The organism is Sphingobacterium suaedae (genome assembly GCF_042684625.1).
In the GTDB taxonomy this organism is placed as follows: domain Bacteria; phylum Bacteroidota; class Bacteroidia; order Sphingobacteriales; family Sphingobacteriaceae; genus Sphingobacterium; species Sphingobacterium suaedae.
In genome coordinates this window covers 273,964-295,860 of record NZ_JBHULR010000015.1, presented here as the reverse complement: position 1 = coordinate 295,860, position 21,897 = coordinate 273,964, and the positions used below count along the sequence as shown (strand labels likewise).

Annotated in this window: 14 protein-coding genes; 1 reads left to right on the top strand and 13 read right to left on the bottom strand. The window is 43.4% G+C overall.

The window, feature by feature from the left end; translation table 11 throughout:
• Window positions 1–55: 55 nt before the first annotated feature.
• From ACFSR5_RS17030 to ACFSR5_RS17010, 5 genes are all read right to left on the bottom strand, one after another.
• Entirely contained in the window at window positions 56–1,690 is a 1,635-nt protein-coding gene (locus tag ACFSR5_RS17030) for a RagB/SusD family nutrient uptake outer membrane protein (RefSeq protein WP_380905671.1), read from the bottom strand.
• A gap of 10 nt (window positions 1,691–1,700) precedes the next feature.
• Window positions 1,701–4,811, bottom strand: a complete 3,111-nt coding sequence (locus tag ACFSR5_RS17025) for a SusC/RagA family TonB-linked outer membrane protein (protein ID WP_380905670.1) — start codon at window positions 4,809–4,811, stop codon at window positions 1,701–1,703.
• Window positions 4,812–5,179: 368 nt separating this feature from the next.
• A complete protein-coding gene (locus ACFSR5_RS17020) occupies window positions 5,180–6,454 on the bottom strand; it encodes a sugar porter family MFS transporter (RefSeq protein ID WP_380905669.1) in 1,275 nt (424 codons plus the stop codon).
• Window positions 6,451–7,299, bottom strand: coding sequence for an ROK family protein (locus ACFSR5_RS17015; RefSeq protein WP_380905668.1), 849 nt, complete (start codon window positions 7,297–7,299; stop codon window positions 6,451–6,453). Before ACFSR5_RS17015 ends, ACFSR5_RS17020 begins: the two co-directional genes overlap by 4 nt.
• Before the next feature lie 145 nt (window positions 7,300–7,444).
• Window positions 7,445–8,434, bottom strand: coding sequence for a LacI family DNA-binding transcriptional regulator (locus ACFSR5_RS17010; RefSeq protein ID WP_380905667.1), 990 nt, complete (start codon window positions 8,432–8,434; stop codon window positions 7,445–7,447).
• Between the two features lie 158 nt (window positions 8,435–8,592).
• Here ACFSR5_RS17010 and pgi point away from each other — a divergent pair, with 158 nt between their 5' ends.
• A complete protein-coding gene (gene pgi, locus ACFSR5_RS17005; RefSeq protein WP_380905666.1) occupies window positions 8,593–10,239 on the top strand; it encodes a glucose-6-phosphate isomerase in 1,647 nt (548 codons plus the stop codon).
• A 273-nt stretch (window positions 10,240–10,512) separates the two neighbouring features.
• Here the strand turns inward: pgi and ACFSR5_RS17000 are convergent, their stop codons facing one another.
• From ACFSR5_RS17000 to ACFSR5_RS16965, 8 genes are all read right to left on the bottom strand, one after another.
• Window positions 10,513–10,731: a helix-turn-helix domain-containing protein gene (locus tag ACFSR5_RS17000; protein WP_380905665.1), complete on the bottom strand. Its 219-nt coding sequence runs from the start codon at window positions 10,729–10,731 to the stop codon at window positions 10,513–10,515.
• 284 nt (window positions 10,732–11,015) lie between these two features.
• A complete protein-coding gene (locus ACFSR5_RS16995) occupies window positions 11,016–11,579 on the bottom strand; it encodes an RNA polymerase sigma factor (RefSeq protein WP_380905664.1) in 564 nt (187 codons plus the stop codon).
• A gap of 160 nt (window positions 11,580–11,739) precedes the next feature.
• Complete coding sequence (locus tag ACFSR5_RS16990; protein ID WP_380905663.1) at window positions 11,740–12,750, bottom strand: hypothetical protein; 1,011 nt, start codon at window positions 12,748–12,750, stop codon at window positions 11,740–11,742.
• 25 nt (window positions 12,751–12,775) lie between these two features.
• Window positions 12,776–13,483, bottom strand: coding sequence for a DUF4998 domain-containing protein (locus tag ACFSR5_RS16985; protein WP_380905662.1), 708 nt, complete (start codon window positions 13,481–13,483; stop codon window positions 12,776–12,778).
• A gap of 24 nt (window positions 13,484–13,507) precedes the next feature.
• The gene (locus ACFSR5_RS16980) at window positions 13,508–14,854 is read right to left on the bottom strand and encodes a DUF5126 domain-containing protein (RefSeq protein WP_380905661.1); all 1,347 of its coding nucleotides are present in this window, start codon (window positions 14,852–14,854) and stop codon (window positions 13,508–13,510) included.
• A 17-nt stretch (window positions 14,855–14,871) separates the two neighbouring features.
• Window positions 14,872–16,887, bottom strand: coding sequence for a RagB/SusD family nutrient uptake outer membrane protein (locus ACFSR5_RS16975; RefSeq protein ID WP_380905660.1), 2,016 nt, complete (start codon window positions 16,885–16,887; stop codon window positions 14,872–14,874).
• Window positions 16,888–16,908: 21 nt separating this feature from the next.
• Window positions 16,909–20,388: a SusC/RagA family TonB-linked outer membrane protein gene (locus tag ACFSR5_RS16970; protein ID WP_380905659.1), complete on the bottom strand. Its 3,480-nt coding sequence runs from the start codon at window positions 20,386–20,388 to the stop codon at window positions 16,909–16,911.
• Window positions 20,389–20,630: 242 nt separating this feature from the next.
• A complete protein-coding gene (locus tag ACFSR5_RS16965) occupies window positions 20,631–21,866 on the bottom strand; it encodes a FecR family protein (RefSeq protein ID WP_380905658.1) in 1,236 nt (411 codons plus the stop codon).
• Between the last annotated feature and the right edge of the window lie 31 nt (window positions 21,867–21,897).

The following is a 21,897-nucleotide window of genomic DNA, read 5'->3' as shown; positions in this document are numbered from 1 at the left end:
TGTGCAAATGCAAATAAAATTAAATATTCTTTTCATGGCTTGTTAGCTTATATTTTTAGTTGGCGTGGCCTGGATTATTTGGTAACAAATTTCTGTTTAAGTCTGTTTGCGACTGGGGAAGAGACCATAAGTAGTCACGGTTTTCATCGAACCGGCGGGTATCCAGGCGAATATAGTCACTATTACCGTTGGCGAATCGCGCTCCATATACCGGTCCATCTAAATATTCTTTGCCTGCCTTCCAACGTATGATATCATAGTATCGCAATCCTTCTAAAGCGAGCTCGCTACGGCGTTCGTTACGGATTAAGGTTGTCAGATCCGCCGTTCCGACCGCCGAAGGGTAATCTAGAGCTGTAGATTCTGTGAAACCTGCTCGTTCACGGAGAGGACGTATAGTTTGATCCCACACTGTAGCATCAAATTGTCCGAGTTGCTGTTTTGCTTCCGCATACATGAGCAAAATATCTGCATAGCGAAACATGATAATATTCAGCCCTGCATCAAATGTTTGCGTCGCGGTTTGATCGTAATATTTTTTTACGTAGTATCCCGTCGGTGAAGTGTTGGCGGCGGCACCTGAATATATGTCCATCTTTTCTGTGTCGTTGCCCCCAGTGCCGGGTTTGGTAAAAATTGTGCGGGTAGTCCCATTAAAATCAGTCCATTGCCCACCGTGAAAGACAAGAGTAGCCTCCATACGAGGATCTCTATTGGTATAGGGGTCTGATTCCGAGTAGTCTGGATCATTAGCAATAGTAAAGCCTTTCAACGTTATGTAATTATCCGCTAGGCTCTGTAGAGGAGCATAAGCATTTAGACGAGCTCCCGCTGAAAGTGGAGCCGCATCATAAAGCTTTGCCCAAGTTTTTAAGGATGGAACGTAAGCATAGTCCAAGATGACTTCTTGGTTATACTCATTAGCAGCTTTAAAGAGACCAGCATAGTCTGGGAACAAGTCATAACTACCATATGTCTCCTGATCATTCATGAGGCTGTCGCAATAATCGGCCACCTTCTGCCAATTACTTTCGTAAAGGTATGCTCGAGCTTGGAATGCAAGGACAGCTCCACGGGTGATACGACCTCGATCGTCGACGGCTAAATCTTCACGTTTGGGTAACATTGGACTTATTGCCGACAATTCCTCATGGATAAAAGCCAAGATCGTTGACTTAGCTGTTCGCTTTATAGTTGCTGACTCTTCAACCGTGATATCTGAGGTGAAGAAAGGTACATCGCCGAAAAAATTTATCAATCGAAAATAAAGAAAAGCCCGAATAAACCGAATCTCGGCATTTTTTCGCTTTTTCCAGTTATCTGTTGCATCAGGAACTCGATCCATATTTGCCAAAAAAACGTGGCATGTTTTTAGACCCCCGTAGGCTTCTGACCATTCGGCACTTAAACGGCCAAGCGTGGGTGAGGAAATCCCATTCCGAATTGAGCGTTGATCAGTGTTAGATCGTCCTTCAAAAATATTATCACTCAACGCTTCGTCATTCCACATCTTATCCGCCGAATACATCTGATTGTAAGCCATATTAACCATCTGTTCCGCATTGGCCGTCGAGAGCCAGAAGTTGGCGTCGGTAAAGTCATCTGTCGGCAGCGGATCTAATGTATTACAGGAAAACAGGCTAGCTACTAGTATTCCTCCTCCGCATAAAAATTGAATTATTTTTTTCATGGTCGTATTGTTAAAACTGAATATCTAATCCTACACCGTAATATTTCAATGTCGGATAATTTCGCGCACTGTTGGCGCTCCCACTCATATTGCTATCGAACTCAGATGACTCGGGGTCTATCCAAGAGTTGAGACTGAACGTCAGTAGATTTTGAGCATTTACGAAAATACGTGCCTTTTCCAGATGAAGGCGACCTGCCCACTCACGCGGTATCGTATAACCCATCTGAATATTTTTGAGACGGGCATAGCTACCATTGAACATATAGATATCGGATTCCATTTGGTAATTATTCGTGGTTGATGTAGAGCCCGCAGCCGTCAATCTAGGCCAAGTTGCATCTGTGTTGGTTGGCGTCCAGTAGTCGAGCTGATGCTTGTAAATTGCATACGAATAGTTCTCATGAAATGGCTCTACCAATTCACCTCGAATCATCATATCGCGCTTACCAACACCTTGCCAAAACATGCTAAAATCGAATCCTTTGTAAGCCAAATCGTAAGTCAAGCCGAAACTATACCGTGGGAAACCATGACCGAGCACGAATCGATCTTTAGAATCTATTACGCCATCTCCATTACGATCAATATACCGAACATCACCAGGTTGCAGATCAGAAGCCGTCACGCCAACGGGTAAGGCAGCTGATTCAATTTCCTGCATATTCTGAAACAGCCCCTGAACTTTATAACCATAATACGAGTTTAGCGGCAACCCTTCTCGGATGATCTTCCGTATTCGATCAGCTTCGGAAAATTGTTCCTTTCCTTCAAAGTAAGTGACCCTGTTGTAGGAATCACCGATATTTGCTGAAATTCCATGCTGAAAATCGCCTGTACTGTTACGATATGCAAGCACAAGCTCCCACCCTTGGTTAGTCATCTCTCCAATATTGGTTTTGCTGAGTTGTGTACCAAAAGTTGAAGGGATGTCGGGCGTTATGAGAATATCAGTTGTATTCTTATGGAAGTAATCGAGGCTAGCTGTCAGTTTGTTCCTAAAAAAAGAGGCGTCCAATCCGATATTAAAGTTTTTGGTTTTCTCCCATCTTAGATTTTCATTCGCATATGTAAAACCCGCCCCGTTGACCGGTTTATTGTTAAACCCGTAACTATTATTCACTGTCTGATAGCGGGTCAAAAATTGATATGGATCCATATCCTGATTTCCAAGAACACCGTACGAAGAACGTATTTTCAACTCTCCAACCGATTCCCGGTAGGTTTCCATGAAATCTTCCTCTGATAATCGCCATCCAGCAGAAATTGACGGAAAAAATCCCCAACGGGTAGCCTTAGCAAACCGCGATGAACCATCGTAGCGGAATGTTGCTTCCAAAAAATAACGTTGGGCGAATGCATAATTCAACCTGCCGATCAGCGAAGTGATACTCGTTTCATACGTCCCGTCGAGGGATGTCCGACTAGTCGGATCGAACTCTGTACCCGTAGTTGGAGTACCTAAAATAGGATCCGTGAACTTCAACTTGATTTCATTTTGTCTTCGCGTATATGATTCATTGGTCGCTCCAAAAAGCCCTTTTACTTCGTGGCTTCCAAATGTTTTGTTATAATCAAGCATTAACTGATAATTAAGCATAGATGCTTTTTCGTTGAAATCTTCTGTATTGCGAGTAGAGTTAACGTATACTGAGGGTTTTTCAGCCGTTGCACTGGCATATAGCGGCACTTGAATACGACGTATAAATCGATGATCGGAATTGATATCTGCCCCGAAGACACCACGGAGTTTAAGGCCATCCATCAATTTGACATCAAGCGCGATATTCGCATTGAAATAATCATTTCCGTTTTTGGTATATCCTCCTTCCCGAAGTTCCGCAAGTGGATTTTGGTCTGTCAGCGCATTATTTATTAAATAATGTCCATTGTCTGCCTGCATGCGATAATAATAGTATGGAGGTATACGCGACGAGTTAATGATTGCATTTCCTGCCGTCGTACTGAGCCCGTTGTTACGTGCATAAGCCAAGATACCGCTCAGCTTAACGATGCCGATTTCAGTGGACAGGTTTGACCGAAGATTAAAGCGTTTTATGCCGTAGTCTTTGTTGCCCACAAAATTGCTCCGTTGGTCCAAATACCCTCCAGAGAAAAGGTAAGTGGAGCGGTCGCCACCACCTGATATGGTTACATTGTGATTTTGCTGGAGAGAAGACTTCATTATTTGGTCGTAATTCCATACTTCCGTAGCGCGGTTATCATAAAGGTCTTGTATCTGATCGGGAGTAAATTCCGGATCTTTTCCAACATTGGTCAATGCTAAATTTTTTAATGTGGCATTTTGATATCCCATGACCGGTGAAAAAAGAATTTGTGGATCTTGCATTCCAGTCAGCGCAGATAATGTAACACGCGGCTTTTGGTTCTGTTTTCCTGTCTTTGTAGTAACTAAAATCACCCCGTTGGCTGAACGGGAGCCGTAGATTGCTGCTGTACCGGCATCTTTTAGGACTGACACGTTCTCGATATCGGCAGGATTGAGTTTGTTGAGCGTACCTACGTCTGTTATTAACCCGTCAATAACCACCAACGGGCCGTTACTGTTCATTGTTGAAATACCACGAATGTTAATGTTCATCGTGTTACTATTCGGATCCATACTCCGCTGTTGTATATTCAAACTAGGAGAAGCCCCTTGAAGAGCCTGAGTAACGTTTGCAACGGGCCGATCCGCGATCGTTTTGGCATTAATCTGATCAACGGCACCGACGACAGATCTACGTGTTGTGGTACCATATCCTACCACAATAACCTCGTCCAATGACTGGTTGTCAGAAGACATACGAATAGTCAGTTCTGTTTCTTCTACAGACACCTCTGAATCGCTATATCCAACAAATGTTGCCCGCAACTTGTCTCCAATCTTGGCCTGGATGGCAAAATTACCCTGTACATCTGACATGGCCGAAACGGTGGTTCCAACGATCACTACAGTTGCTCCAGGAATAGGACTTCCATTTTCGTCGACTACTTTCCCCCGTACCGGCACCTGATCAGCCATGTGGCCCCATGCCCCACGCAATGTTGTCGCCTGTACGGCGGAAGTTGCCAAAAGCAATATACTGGCGAGCAGTATTAAATTCGACTTTCTAAACATATTGAATGGTTTATATTCTGGTTTTAAAAATTGTTAGCAAAACCGGATTAGCTATATAACTAAACCGGTTTAACAAATGTATTAGATATAATTTTATAATCCTAAAAAATCTTTATTTTTTTTGTTTGCCATGAAATGATCGATTTGTATGTTGGTAATGCCCCGGATAACGCAACGGTCTCTGGAGTTAGTTGAATTAAGGTTATCGCCCCAAAAAGCGCTTAGTACCAAAATTTAAAAAATCCAAAACAGATCGCATTTCAGCAATTAGGAATAGCAAAAACCTTATGAAAGTGTACCCAATTATTGATAGAACCTTCTAAAGCTCCTCCGAGAGCTGCCGTTTACGACCTTTGATGACCGACTAATCAAATTTCTTCTAACGTTTTTCCTTTTGTCTCGGGCAAAAACAGGATAAAGACAAAGGATACGATGACCATTGCGGCATAAAACAGGAAGATATAAAATCCCCCATCCGCGATGCCCTCAACGATTACCGGGAACAACCAGGATATGATGGCGGCGAATATCCAATGAGTAGTGCTACCAAGAGACGAGCCGGCGGAACGTATCTCGTTAGGAAAGATTTCCGCTAAAAAAACCCAAATAACAGCACCCTGCGACAACGCAAAAGATCCGATAAAACCAATGATATAAAACAGGAGCAATGAAGATTGTTGGCCTTTAAGACCATAAGCCGTCAATAATAGAAATATAAACATACCAATCGCTCCGAGTAATAATAATTTTTTACGCCCCACGTGATCGATGATCGTCATACCTAAGAAGGTAAATAAAACATTGGTACCGCCAATAAATATAGGTTGCAGATACGCAAGCTGCGCGTCGAATCCTGCCATTTCGAAAATTCGCGGAGCGTAGTAAAGGATCGCGTTAATACCCGTCATTTGGTTGAAAAATGCCAGAAGGACGGCAAATAGTATCGGTCTGCTATACTTCTTTTGCCAAAGGGATACTCTTGACGATCGCCCCAAATCTCTTTCCGCATCTAGTAAAGCATGTTGTCCGGTCTGACTGAACACGGTGCCAGCTTCCTCCATACGGTCATGTCGGCTTAGCCAACGTGGGCTTTCCGGAATATTCCTTAACAGAATGAAAAATAACGCTGAGGGTACGGCCATAATTCCAAGCATATACCGCCACGCCGCGTCTCCCGTACCGGCAAAAAGAAAATTTGTCAGATAAGCAATAAAAATCCCTGTAACGATCATAATCTGAAAAAGTCCGGTTAACTTGCCGCGGTTATGTGCCGGTGAAATTTCAGATATATAAACAGGCCCCACTACCGAGCTGATACCAACAGCGACTCCCCCTAAAAAGCGGAATAGCAGAAACATACTCCAAAACGGAGCGCAGCCACATCCTATTGCCGAAAACAAATATAAAAGTGCAATAGCGCGTAACACCGGCTTTCTTCCGTATTTTTCGGAAAATCGACCGGCAACTATTGCGCCGAATATTGTACCCAGTAGTGAAATAGATACCGTTAATCCGTGCCAGAAAGCGTCTAATTGCCACAGCTTTTGAATTATTTGCTCGGCCCCGGAGATTACCGCTGTTTCAAAACCAAACAGAAAGCCCCCTAAGGAAGCTATCAGTGCAAATTTCCATACATTTTTCATAGGTGAATAGTTGATGCTAGTCCAATAAATAAATTCCATTCGTCAAATGATGCCACGTATAATGGTACAGACATCCTATCTTGAACCGCGGACAAAAACCGCTCATGCGCCTTGGTAATACTTCCTCCTAGGACAATGCCCTCGGGCTGCAATGGAGCGATATAGGTACTGAGGAACTCAGCAAGAGCGGCAGCCAAAAATGCAAAGGCGGCACTCTTTGTTGACTCGTCTGTTTCATTGATCAGTAATGCTTTTACATTTTCAGGGCGTTGGAGGCCTAACCTTTCTACGTAGGTCAATATACCACGTGTAGAAATATAATCTTCCGCTATGCCTTCTCTAAATGGCGCGGATCCGTAATTTAAATCACGTACCTGCCGATGTTCATAGATCGCTGATCCCAGTCCTGTTCCCAAAGTTAGTCCGACGACACGCTTAGCCCCTAGGTTATGGTGATGGATCTCTCCCAGCAAAAATGCCTCGGCATCATTGAGAAAGTAAATATTTTCGCAAGGGACGTCAAATGTGGTACTGAAGTGGGATTTCACGTCCATATGCAACAAAGACTGATACTTGTGCATTCCATCCATTAAGCAAATACCCCTTTCATAATCGAAAGGACCAGGCATGGATACAAAAAAACCTTCAATGTTTTGGTTCTGTTCCTCCACAACACTTCTGATCACACGATCCCAGGTAGCCAATATTTGCTTCCGATCAGCCATGCTATCCACCTCGCCTCTCTCTTTTCGGATTGGGATAAAAATATCATTCTCTCTGTGCACTGCTGCAGCGGTGATATGAGATCCGCCGATGTCTAGGCAAATAATTACTGGCAATCCCATAGTTGATATTTGTGTACTAGATATTCGCCGACGGCGATAATACTGTTTTTCTGTGACATGATTTATAGCGGTTGATTAGCGCAACAGCAAAACCGGTTTTGCTGTTGCGGTAAAACTAGGATATTTCCAGTTGATCTCCAAATTTTTATTTTTGGTTTTTTCGTACGATTAGCTCGGCGGGGATTATTTTTTCTTCTAAAGGAGCACCTTTGTCTTTTAACTGCCTGACAAGCATTCCTACCACTTGTTCAGCAATTTTTTCTAATGGCTGGCGAACGCATGATACTTGGGGTTCGACTAGCTCGAAAATCTCGTGGTCATCGAAGGCCATTATACCTACAGAACGTTTATTTTTCAGATTTTTGATGGCTTTAAGCCCCGCAACACAAACATAGTTGGTACTAAAATACAGAGCATCAACCTGTGGGTTGTCTTGTAACCACTTGCCGATTACGACAGCGGGCCTATCATCTTTTTCAATGAAAGATGTCCGTAGTACGTAAGGCTTCAACTTCTTTTGTTCGATGGCATCGCTGTATCCCTGAAATCTGTCAAGCATCTGTGGTTGACCCGACGGGATGGTGATTAATCCAATATGCTTATATCCCTGATCAATAAGATATTCCACCGCATTTCGGCTGGCCTGATAGTTGTCTGTTCCTACGTAATTGGTGTCGATCTCGGGTATTTTACGATCAAAAACAACCAAGGGGATATTCTGCTTTATTATACGTTGTACATCAAATTCTTGCTTGTCTGTTGGGGCGAGAATAATACCATCGACATGTTTGTCCATCATGGTTTGTACTACTTCCGAAGCGATATCGTTTTTTCCAAGCGTGCTGCTGTAGAGTACCTGATATTCATACTTACGCAAATATTCCTCAATATATAAGGCGATGGGTCCGAAAAAGGAATCGCCTATATTCTCGACTATTAAACCAATCGTCCGTGACTTCCCGGTGGCTAAGCTTTTTGCTAATGCATTAGGTTTGTATCCTATTTCATCAATATAATCTAGAATACGCTTAGCAGAAGCCTTGCTAATACGACCCTGCTCAGCTTTTCCGTTAATTACCAATGATACGGTGGATTTCGATACCTTAAGGTGCTTAGCAATTTCACTTATGGACATAAAAACATGTGTTAGCCTACCAAAATACATATTTCCAGTGACATTTTTTTAATAGTGATTCCGTGGCATAATGATTCGTCTTACAAAGGGTTATCGCCAAGCACAGTTTTTTTTGAAAACTGCATTCCTTATCTTTGATCAAAATAAAAAAGACACTTATGTTTCCTAACGTAGATTTCACCACAACCCAAGCTTACAAATATTTAGCGGATCATTATATCTCCATCAACGAGAAGAGTATAAAGGACCTATTTGCGGAAGATCCGCAGCGGTTTGAAAAGTTCTCTCGACAGTTTGACGATATTCTCTTAGATTTTTCAAAGAACCGAATAAATGATGAGACGTTTGCACTGCTCATGCAGCTGGCAAAGGAGTGCCGATTGGAAGAAGCCATACAGTCGATGTTCAATGGTGAACGCATCAATGTGACTGAAGGCCGGCAAGTATTGCATACTGCTTTGCGCAATCAGTCAGAGCAACCGGTTATCGTAGACGGCGAAGATGTGATGCCAAAGGTTAAGGCTGTTCTTGCGCACATGAAAGATTTTACCAACCGTATTCTTTCTGGCGACTGGAAGGGTTATACTGGTAGGGAAATTACTGACGTTGTCAACATCGGAATTGGGGGCTCAGACCTTGGTCCTGTTATGGTCACAGAGGCATTAAAAGCGTATAAGACACGTCTAAACATGCACTTTGTATCGAATGTGGATGGCACCCATATCGCCGAAACGTTAAAGAATCTAAATCCAGAGACTACGTTGTTCCTGATCGCGTCCAAAACCTTTACGACGCAGGAAACGATGGCGAATGCATCTTCTGCAAAAGAATGGTTTTTAGGATCTGGCGCTGCGCAAGGAGACGTCGCTAAACATTTCGCTGCCTTAAGTACGAACGAAGAAGGTGTTGCTTCGTTTGGCATTGATACACAGAATATGTTTGAATTTTGGGATTGGGTCGGCGGTCGTTACTCCTTATGGTCTGCCATTGGTTTGTCAATATCTTTGGGAATTGGATACGATAACTTCGAGCAGCTTCTACAAGGTGCACATGCCACGGATGTGCATTTCCGCACCGAAGGATTCGAGGAGAATATTCCCGTCATCTTAGGCTTGCTAGGCGTATGGTACAATAACTTCTTTGATGCCGAAAGTCATGCGATTCTTCCATATGACCAATATTTACATCGTTTTGCCGCCTATTTCCAACAAGGTGATATGGAGAGTAACGGAAAATACATTGATCGCAATGGAAACCGTGTTGATTACCAAACGGGGCCTATCATCTGGGGAGAACCCGGCACGAACGGGCAGCACGCGTTCTACCAACTTATTCACCAAGGCACCAAACTTATTCCCTGTGATTTTATTGCACCGGCCGTTTCGCACAATGCGATTGGAAATCACCATCAACTCTTGCTATCCAACTTTTTCGCACAGACGGAAGCTTTGATGAATGGCAAAACAGAAGAAGAGGTGATTTCAGAATTACAAAAAGCCGGAAAGACCCTTGAGCAGGTGGAGGCTTTGAAGAACTTTAAGGTATTCGAAGGCAACCGACCGACAAACTCTTTCCTCATCAGGAAAATAACACCGTTTACACTCGGATCGCTCATCGCTTTGTACGAGCACAAGATTTTTGTCCAGGGTGTTATTTGGAATATCTTTAGTTTTGATCAGTGGGGCGTAGAACTTGGCAAACAATTAGCCAATAACATTCTTCCGGAATTACATGGATCGGAAGAGGTTACCACGCACGATTCTTCTACAAACGGACTGATCAATCAGTACAAAGCTTGGCGATAACCGCGTCAGCAGGCATATATAAAAGAGTAACCCAATCTTTGCAAGATTGGGTTACCTTAAGCGCTTGCTTCGAGCGATTACTATTTCCGATTGCTACCTCTGGTAATTCAGCGTTATAGTTTTGAATCGCTTCTTTTGCCAGAGTTTCAATTTCATTTAAACGATAAGGTAATACGGCTCATTACCGTTAAATTTCCAACTCTTCGTTATATCAAAATATTTTATGTTCAATCATCTGTTTCGGTAACTAAACCGGCAAATGAATTACCATTTCTAACGACTTCCTGCCTCATATATCTTAAAATTTATAGGTCCCAAAACATGTCCAAAAAGCATCAAAACTTGATTTACTCTTGTCAGACTTAAATTTTCCTTTCCCTGCTCAATTTTACGTATAACGGTCAAGGCGACCCCAGCATTTTCAGCTAAATCTTCCTGCGTAAGACTTAATTGTTTCCGTTTTAACTTTACAAATTCCGCAAGTGCATTCATAATTATATGCTTTTACATACCAAGATAACAAAAATATCACGCTATATGTAAAAGCATATAATACAAAGACTTGAACCATTTTTATATGCAAATAGATATAATCCATTATCTTTATGGATAGTCCGCTAAAAAATACGCCACCATTCTGGTCTAGTTGACGAAGAAATACGCAGGGTTAGTATTCACAATGTACGTGTGACGGAGTGTCGCTAACATCCCACCCACGTAAACAATGGGCGGGTTTTACGCTCCATTACGTAAAAATAGTAAAGAATGATGCGATGCTATTCCAGAAAAAAGATTTTTAGTATCAATAACGCACCATACAGGCTAATATCTTTTTTCTTAAACACAAGCTTCAAAGCACTGAGCGCCTTAGACCGAGCAAAATAGATGTTATTGGCCGTTGTACCTAATAACGCACAAATTTCTTGTGTATCCAATCCTTCCAGGTAAGCTAGACGAAACACCTCTGCTTGATATTTCGGTAGTTTTTCCAACTCATTTACGATTTGTTCAATCAACTCGCTGTAGATTATCTGAGTAAGTATATCCGAACGGTTTTCTATCTTATTCCACAAAAGCTCTTCGCCTAGGTCTACAGCTTTATAGTACGTAGAGTCAACATAATCGTAACATGCATTCCTCGTCACCAAATATAGATACGATTTCACGGCCTGAACCGAGACAGCTTTTGTGCGTCCCAGCCATAACTTACAAAAGGATTCAGAGACAATTTCCTCAGCCACCTCCCTGTTTTTTGTGATACTGTACGCAAAAAAATGTAGCCCCTCGGCAAACCTAGACATAAAATACCGCAGTCCAAGTTCGTTGCCAAACTGTAGCATTTGAAGGTGTTTTATACATTTAGCAGACTGTCTTTCGCTCTGTTTCACAAGTAGTATAAAAATACTGATTAATTTACGAAAATAAAGACCGAGTGCCGTTATGTTTTTGTTAAGGTAATGTGGCGCACAGGTGCCCGTGCGCTACATTATACCTATTTTATTATCTCAATTTATCATTTTTCCATACAAACCGCTCGCCCCAGAAAGGCAGTATAGTATTTTCGCAATTCACGCCGGGGAGATGTTTTAGCGTCTGGGTAATTGACGCCTGACCTTTAGGCTCGTGCCGCAACTCGATCAAATGGGACAACACCGCATAACGAGGGTTTACTAATCCTTTCTTTCTGCCTATGATATCGTTTTCCCTAGGAGCGCCCCATCGGAGTATCAGCATATCAACATCTCCCTGGACATTAGCGAAGCGATCCGATTCAAATCCCGAATCCCCACAGGACAGCACGGAGAAATTTCCAGAATCCTCTCCGCAGTCTACACGGATGGACATAACGAAATTAGGAAATTTTGGACTTCTCAGGTGACTGGAAATATCTGTACGGATCTCAAATGTGCCAATGTTGTAACTTGCTGCTTCTGTCGATTTATATTGCGTACAGCCCTCGTAAAAATTGGTGACAACAGGTTTTCCCGCTCTCACCATGGCTTCCATCAGTTTCCTATGGGCATGATCTCCATGATTATGCGTGATAACCAAAAAATCTAGGTATGGTGCGAACTGTTCGGCCAAACGATGTTCCACATCAATACCGAAACACCCCGATGGTGTCTTGACAATGAATCCCATATTGTAAAGTAGCCAAACCAATGCCGTCCCCTTTTTGACCTTCATGTTTTTCACCTCGTGAAGTACTTTGTCAAACGCCTCCCGGTAACAATAAATCATGGGTATTTGTGATTCCATCAGCACGGCTTCCCCTTCAGGTTTTTTCAAGTACTCTTTAAAGGTTTCGGCCTTCAAACTATCAGCGTAGACCTGAAACTTTTTTAAGAACATTAACCTTTCACCATCCAACAAAAATGGCGACGTTTTCCGGAACCCCTGCATTGTCTCCACTCCATCATGTATCCCTTGTTCCTTTTTCTGGGCAAAGCCAGCCTGACCTGTCAGCATGTCCAACAGAAAAATTGTCAGAATTATATATATATTTCTCATTGTACCGTATTTTATCTTTTTTTTACTATTGACCCACCACCTGATCCCCAGAGATCACCGTCTCTAGATAGTTGGGGGTAACCAATGTATCAATATCACTTTCGTTTATTAGATAGCGCGTCCTACTCCGAACGACGCCCCCTTTTTTGGGATTGACCAAGGTGAGCCGCTGCACTACGCGGATCTCATCGGTAAACTGTCCATTAGTTTGCTCATAGCTCACTAAATTGTCGACTGCACCGATCTTGTTGTCAAATTCTATAACTTGGTCCTTGGAAATAAAGCGTGCGAATGACGGCATAAGTGTTTGTACATAATTCTCACCATATACATATCCTCCTTTATTTGTCAACAACGATCTGTTTCCAAAAGCATCGACATTCCACGCCTCAATCAGCACATTTCCTTCTATGTCAGGCAGGGGTAACACGGCATAATAGCCTTCATCTCCGTCAAGCTTGTTACTTGCCGTATACTCGACCTTAACTGAATCTTTTGTCCCCGCAGCCGTATTCCAGCGCATCATGCAATAAGCTCTGTTCACATCTTCAGCCGGAAGTATACGTATTCCTACCCGTTGGTAGCCAGACTTAATATTCAACTCTTCTATACGGCCGGCATAGATGATGGGGCCTTTTTCAATATATTGATCCAATAGCTCGTCGGCATTATCGCAGCTGACACACATCGCGCAAAACACTGCGCCGATAATACGGGATATATTTTTCTTCATATAACAATAGTTCAAAACAGTTAATTAATAAGCCTGGATCACCTCACCGAACATCTTGAACTCATTGATCGTGTAAAAATTTTCGGTAGCAGTATAGCTCTCCATAAGTTGAATCCGCATGTAACGAAAAGAAGCAGTGGGTGTAGCCTCGGGGTTGACATTATCTTCTGAAATAGCATATTCCTGTCTGCTGTAAAAGTAATCGGTTTCTTCCTGCGTGATACTTGCCGGATTGGCCGGCATTTTCCCTACGTATTCACCGATTAATGTCCAGTCATCTGGAAATTTCGACCAGCGCGCCGCATTAGCGTCATTTGTTCCCCAAATCCTAAATCTTTTCACACTCGATCGGGAATACAAATAGCTTGACGAAGGCCGAGGGTAGATCTGTACACGACTAAGCCTCAGATCCTGATGCAGGTCGAAGGTCACATACACATCATTAAGATAGGTACGTTCCCCGCCGGGAGCCTGCATGTAAAATTTGCGGGCAAGAAAGTCGTTCGCAGTTGTTACTCCATTAAACATTGTCTGGGGTGCAAACGTCGCGCTATGTGTGGTTGCATCATTCTGTATTCCTGTTAGCGGATCAACCCCAAATTCTGCATAGTCTTTGCTTGTTGTTCCATATGTGGGATTAAAATAGGACACAGCTTCTATCCGATTAAAATCTATGATATCTTCCTTATAAGGTGTTATCAGCTGGATCAATGTGTCGGTTCTATTTCCCCATTTATCCGAAAGCACAAATCCAAATTTCTGCTCTATATTATCATATTGTCTCAAATAAGTAGCCGTATTCAAGGAGTCAGAACTATAGACCGTTTTAGAAGGATCTTCAATCAACGTTTTAACACCTTTTTGTATCTCATCTTCTGTTAACACGTGAATCGCAAAGCGGTGGGCCTGCTGGTTTTTCCACTCCAGCTTAACCCCACCGAACGCTGGCGAGGCAGCCAAACTTTGTCTTGCGATTTCTACGGGCGATAACAATGGTTTTTCCTTTACCTGCGTAACATCTGACCTATTGCCGCTCTCGTCTACCACGGCCAGATCAACAGTCACTTCATCCGTGCCTGTAAACCCCTCGACCAATATCTTATTGCTATAACGCGAAACCTTAAATTCCATTTGGCCACCCATTTTATTTCTGTATGTCGCAACAACCTGTGCATGGTTCGGATTTCCTGCAGGTAAGCTAAAATATATTTCTAAGCCGCCCGCTGCGGGCACCACTTTGTCCACGGTCAGTTTTTCTGGTCTATCGGTGCCTAGGTCCAACTGCTCTATCCCTAAATAGGAATCCATACATGACACAAGCATCAAGTTGCTTACCAATACGACTAATGTGTATATTAAATATCTCTTCATGATCATTTTCAAATTAGTTACCATCCAGGGTTTTGTACAAGATTTCTATTCTGAAGCAAGGTGTTTGTTTCTATTGGCATTAGATAATCTTTCATGGAAAACCGTGGCTGCACTAGAACTTTCAATACATAAAAATCTTTCTTATTCTCCCCTTCCTTATTCCATCCCGTAATTGGGCGGTTGTAGACCTGTTCGGCAAGAAGCCACCTCCGGACATCGTAATAGTAATGCCCTTCAAATGCCAGCTCATTGACCCGTTCCTGTCTGATTATTTGCCTTAACCCGTTTTGGGATTCTGGCTTTGACTTATATGGACCGGACGCATATTTGGACCAGCTTGCCACGACTCCCTCCATTCCCGATCGGGTGCGGATGACATCCAGATAGTGGTAGGCATTATTCCCCTTAGAATCTGTCGTATTTGGTCCCCCCATCTCGTTAAGACACTCGGCCAGGAGCAGATACATATCTGCTAAACGTACAATAGGGAAAGAATACGGTTCATATATCAACTCTACCCGCGTGGCTGTATAGGTGGTCTTAAGATGAGTTAGTTTCTTCGCTAAGTAACCTGACAAGGAATAAAACCCATAAGTCTCTCCGTATTTGAATCCGCTACCCATATGACGTATGAAATTGGGAAAAGCCGGATTGGAGAGCTGCTGTGACCGCCCTTCCCATATACCGCCGTCAAAGCCTACCGATGCATAAAACCGCAGCGAACGGTTGTGATGCAACAACGCTGTTTCTTGCCCGCTTTTAATAAAGTATTTACTGTGCTCTTCATCCGGCATCTGGGTGGTATACCTATTTTGGTACCAACCATTGGCCTCCCACTCCGCGTCTTCTTCTATAGGAACACCACTTGACGAGTAGAACGATTCAACCATATTCATTGTCGGCGCGTGGCGCTGTCCTATATCTGGGGCGCCAGATCCAGCCATATTGTCCCATTCAGAATTGCTTAGCATGCTGGCGAAACGTTGTAGCTGCCGGGTATTTTCATTGGTCGCCCAGATGATTTCTGGGTTCCAGGGTAGTGTTACCGCCTGCCTTAGGCTGACCATTGCCTTGGTTTCCGGACTGATATTAGTAGTGTTAACATCTGGAATTGCACCCGCACCCGCGTCTGTGGTCACCAGTATACTATGTCCATCTTCTTCTGCGGACACGACGGCCTCATCGCAGGCCTGAAGTGCACGTTGCCAACGCTGTCTGCTGTCACCGGCCGGGAAAAGGTCGATTCCACGCCCATCTTTAAACCCTGCGTAATAGTTGTTGTTATTAAACAATGGGCTAGCCGCAAGTACTAGCGTCTTAGCCTTTATACAACGGGCGATCGTTTTGGTAAAGCGTCCAAATTCCGTCGCCGGATCGAGTTCCGCTGACATAGGCAGTCCTTCGATGGCTTCGTCCAATAGCGCGACGATATAATCAGTTACTTTATCTACGGGCTCCCTGTATAATGCCAGTTCTTCTCCTTTGCTCGCAATTGGAATAACCTTATCTACTATAGGGATTGGACCGTAAAGCTGAAACAAATAGTAGTTCAGATATGCTTTAATAGTTGTAACTTCCGCAATCCATTTAGCTCTTTCCATTTCGTCCATATCCCGGGGCCCTCCATCCTCTAAGCTGATGTGTTCCAAAAAAACGTTACAATGACGTATTCCCTGCCAGATATTTTCGCTCGCACCGTTCTTCCCGTCCCAGAAATTCATATATGGATTGACTGCATTATTGCCATTAAAAAACATCAAAATGGTGTTGGGAACATGTGCCGGATTACCTCCGGGCATATTTCTTGGGTCGTATACAATATCACCACCTGCGGTGAGCCCCAACGTGTTGGCGGGGTTTGCAAAATCCGGAAGACTGGCATAGCAAGTAAACAGATACTTCTCGGCGTTAAATCGGTCTTTGAAAGCATCCTCCAATACAGGTTTGTCGTCAGGTAAAATATCCAGGTACTTATTGCAACCTGATACCGTCAGTAAGAGGACCGCTATCGATATATATATTATATTTCTCATATCCTTACGTCTATATTTCAATTAAAAATTAATCTGTACACCGAGGTTAAACACCTTTTGCAAGGGGTATGCAAGTCCGTTACCGCGCATTTCAGGATCCCATAGCTTGAAATCAGAAAGCGTAAGAAGATTCGTCCCACTTGCATAAACACGGGGGCTTACACCTTTGACATCCTTAAACTTATAGCCCATTTCCACCGATTTAAGGCGAATGAAGCTCGCCGATCGCATCCAATAATTACTGCGGACAAAATTGTTGCTGTTTCCAATGGACGTCGCCCCTGCCTCCGGTGAAAGTCGCGGCCATTGAGCGTACTCATTTCGGTTGGTTTCCGTCCATAAACTCTCCTTTATAAAGTTCAACATTGCTCTGTTTCCCCTCTTCCCGCCGGATGTCACATCGACGAAAGGAGCCATTGCATTGGCATCTAGGAAAAAAGAAAAGCGTGAAGACCCTTGTATAAATGCTGAGATATCAAAATTTTTGAATCCAAATGAACCTCCGATACCATATTGAATCTCTGGATTGGCCGGATAACCCATAGGGACAATATCATATTCATTGATCATACCATCGCCATTAATATCTCTGTATTTGATATCGCCTGCCTGATATACGCCGCCACTTCCGTTGACCATTTGTACTGGGGAATTGAGTACCTCATTATCATCAATAAATAACCGCTCAGCGACATAGCCCTGCGATTGACCTACCTTACGTCCGACGACGGATTTCCAGGGAGCAAAACCTGAATAATCCAATTCATCATATACCGTGATCTTTGAAGATCCATACGTAAAATTTCCTCGCAAAATATACCACATCCCATTATAGAAAGACTTGTTATAGTTTAGCGTTAAATCGAGTCCTTTTCCAACCGCTTCTCCGTAGTTCGTTCGCACACTAGAGCTCAACCCTACGATAGAAGGTATATCTTGCCGTACCTGCACGATGTTCGTGCGGTTTTCGTGATAAACTTCAGCGATCAACGAAAGCGCGTCGTTAAAGAAACCCAGCTCTAACGCTAAATTTGTTTTATATGACACTTCCCAGGTAATGTTTGGGTTTGCATAGCGCAAGATCTGTATGGTAGGGCGAGTAAATGTGGAATTTAGGTTATTACCAAAATAACCAGCATTAGGCCCATCGAGGTTGATGTTCGATGTAAAAAAGAAACGATCAAGATCGGAAACGATCACATCGTTACCAACCAGACCATAGGTTCCCCGCAATTTAAGTTTGGAGAATACAGGTTTCAGCTTCTGGAAAAAAGGCTCATCGGAAACCTGCCAACCAAGTCCGATCGACGGGAAAAAACCCCATCGGAAGCGGGGATCAAACCGTTCGGATCCGTTGACACCGAAATTGAGCTCTGCAAAATACTTGTTTGCATATCCATAGGTGAAGCGTCCTGCCAGAGCCACATTTCTGGATGGCAAAGAAGAGTCCAGGTTGCTGGGACTGCCATCCATTCGGTCCTTGATCGATCCGACCAACAAACCTCCCACGTCATGGCCTCCAAACCTGCGGTTGTACAAAACTGCGCCCTCCGCATATCCCCTTGCCTCGACAAACTTATTACCTGCGGAATAATCTATATGATCCGATCCCTGTTCCGGATTTAATATGGATAATTGGTAAGGATACGGATTTGTGGGGTCATAAGTTCCTTTTATATATTGATAATAAAATGGTTTATAACTCCGCTGGATATTAAAGCCAGAATAACGGGTAATACTTCCTATAAATCGTGCTTTTAAGCCCGGTGTCACAGATGCAAGATCTTGATGTAATTCCAACTGCGTCAGCAACGTATTGTTACGTACGTCCTCGTAGCCCTGCATAATGTCGGCATATGGATTAATATATCCTGGCGCTCCATTGCCGAAATCATCCCCCGAATAATTACCAAATAAAATTCTGTCTGCATATTGTGTATTGTAGTCCGGTTGATAGTATGCTGGAAATAGAACAGGATTGGCCAATAATGTTTTTCCGTAGGTGTTGGCGCCACCACTTCCGGATTCTCCGATAGGTCCTGTATAATCATCAAAATTGGCGCTTAGGCGAACCTTGGCTTCTAGCGTTTTGTGAAGGTAAAGGTTTACATTGGAGCGTACCGAATACTTTTTTAAGTTGATATTCGAGTTAAACGGATTCTTGTTATCCACTTTAAGGATACCATTGTCTTGTGAAAACGATCCCGCTAAGTAGTAGGTAGCGGCATTACCACCTCCTGTCAAATTGATATTAGTACGGTGATTTACTGAATAATCCCTCGTCAGGAGGTCTTTCCAATCCACTGCTGGGTATACATTCGGATTTCTATTCGGGTCCCTAGTAAAATCTATCTTACTCTGCGGATACATTAGTTCACCATACCGTGTCATGTGTGCTATATTGGCATATTCCATATAGCTGATGGGATCAGCCATATCCACTTTAGTAGTCGGAGTTGATACGGAACTTTCATGTCTGAAAGAGGTCTTTACGCGTCCTTTCTCTCCTTCTTTGGTGGTCACAAGAACCACACCGTTCGCTCCCCTGGCCCCATATAAAGCGGTAGCTGAAGCATCTTTTAGAATCGAAAAACTAGCAATGTCGTCTGGATTTAGCCGGGAAAGATCCTTAGAAGACATTTCTATATTATCTATCAGTATCAATGGTGCTGTTAAACCACTGCCAAATGACGTTACGCTGCGCACGAAAAACTGCGCGTCTTCTTCCCCCGGGGCACCAGTTGATTGATACGCCACCAGTCCTGCCATACGCCCGGCAAGCGCCGTGGTAAGGTTACTGGCCGGTGTACGCAGATCTTTAACATTGACCGTAGTGATAGATGACACTACGCTCTCTTTGGCCTGCCTTCCAAAGGCTACCACAACGGTTTCTTCTAGTTCGCGATTATCTTTATTAAGCCGCACATTGATAATTTTTGAAGTGCCGACCTTCACCCGCTGTGGCATGTAGCCTACCATGGAAAAAATGAGCGAGTCCTGCTCTTTTACCGACAGCTCGTACACACCGTCGGCATCCGTCCAGGTACCTACAGTAGATCCTTTGACAAGAACACTGACACCAGCGACGGAAGAGTCGTCGATAGCATCAGTCACTTTTCCCGTTACTTTGCTCTGTTGTTGGACGGGTCTTCTGATAGCAACTTCCTTGACAACCTCGGAGGTCACCATTTTGGGAGCTTTTTCAGCATATGGCCTAGGTTTAATGACGATAGTGTTCCCTTGCAGCAACCAAGCGGCAGGTTTACCCTGCAGCAACACGCCCATCGCCCGTTCGATAGGGAGATCACTGATCTCTGCGTATATCTTAATTCTACCGAGATCTCTGCTTTTGATAAAAAACTCATAGCCGGTCTGTTGCTGAATTGTTTTCATGGCCTGTAGCAAAGACATCCCGCTGGCTTTCAGTGTGACATCCTGAGCAACCCCCTCGGCCATTACTGTGGTCATGTTGAGCAAGATAAGTACAACTATCCATTTCATAATAAGGAAAAAACGGTTTACAGCGGGCCTACAGAGACCTACTGGTTTTGTGCTAAAATTCATACATTTGTACGGTTTAGATCATATTGTAATTTGTTAAAATGTAAATCCTCTCTTACCCAAGAGATAAATGATTGCGATAGATACTAAATCCATGACGGGCAGTGTTGGCGCATTGCCCGTTTTTCAGATCTATCTTTCTGTCGGTGGCATGTGCTAATTCATAATTGATTTTCGTTTTTTTAGTTAAAAATTGTGAGTTTATTTCTGTCGTGAAGCCGCTCCAATTTAAATTTTATGCCGCTGCTTTCAATTATTTTGAGCACCTCCTTTAAACTTTTACCGCGGCTAATGCTGGCGTAGAGATAAGTGGGTTTTACCTGCTGATCGATATCAAAATCAAAATCGTACCATCGGCTTAGTACTTTTAAAGCTTCCTGCAGTTCCACTTCTTCGAAAATAAATCGGTTGTCTTTCCACGCGATATACGGTCCAACGTCTACTTTTTTCTTATGTAACTTCTGACCGTCGTTAGATGCTTGTTCGCCCGGTTCCAAGGGTAATTTATCATCGCCTGCGTGTAAAAGCACTGATCCTTCTACTAGAGTTGTACGAACGTCATCTTGCTCATTAGCATAGGCCTTCAAATTGAACTGTGTGCCCAACACCTCAACCTCCTGATTTACGGTTTTTACCCGAAAGGGTATTTTTTCACCCTTCACGATTAGCGTTTCGACATCAAAGTAAGCTTCTCCTACAAGCTCCACGATTCGTGCATTTCCATTAAATGAAGAAGGATATTTTAATTTGGAATCGGCATTCAGCCAGACCTTTGTACCGTCTGACAAAGTAATCTGATACTGCCCCCCTTTGGGAGTTGATATAGTCGAATAGCTGGTCTCATCATTTTTTAGGTTGTGGATCAAAGTCCCGTCCTCATACTGCATCTCCTTTCCTAAGACAACCCCCTCCTGATCCTGGCGTAACTCTATGACATTTCCATCGGAAAGTGTAATATAGGCCTTATTACCGCCAGGCTTCAGATCTGCGACTGAAGTAGCCTGCAGTGTATGATGATCTTGGTTACGGTATACCAGTAAACCCACTGTTAAGACCGACAGGCACAATGCTGCGTAAGGCAAATAAGACAGGTACCGCCGCCAGATAGGCACATTGATAGTCGGCTTTTGATTGCCAGCGGAATATATTTTAGCCATGGTCTTCTCCTCAAATGTTTTGATCCAATCGGTCTTAACATTATACGTTCTAAAGGCCAAGCGATCTTTTAGGTCGCTAACTACCACTTCTTCGTCTTCGACCTTCCTAAGCAGTTCGGCATGCATTGGATCCTCGGCTCCCCATGCTTCCAGCATCTGAAGCTCTTGATCATTAATGGTACCATCCATCTTCTTCCTGAGTAAAAAGATGATATCAGGATTGCTTTCCAAGTCGTCCATATTGGCATTGTATCCGCTCATTCTATTAGTTCGTTAGCATATATACGGACGA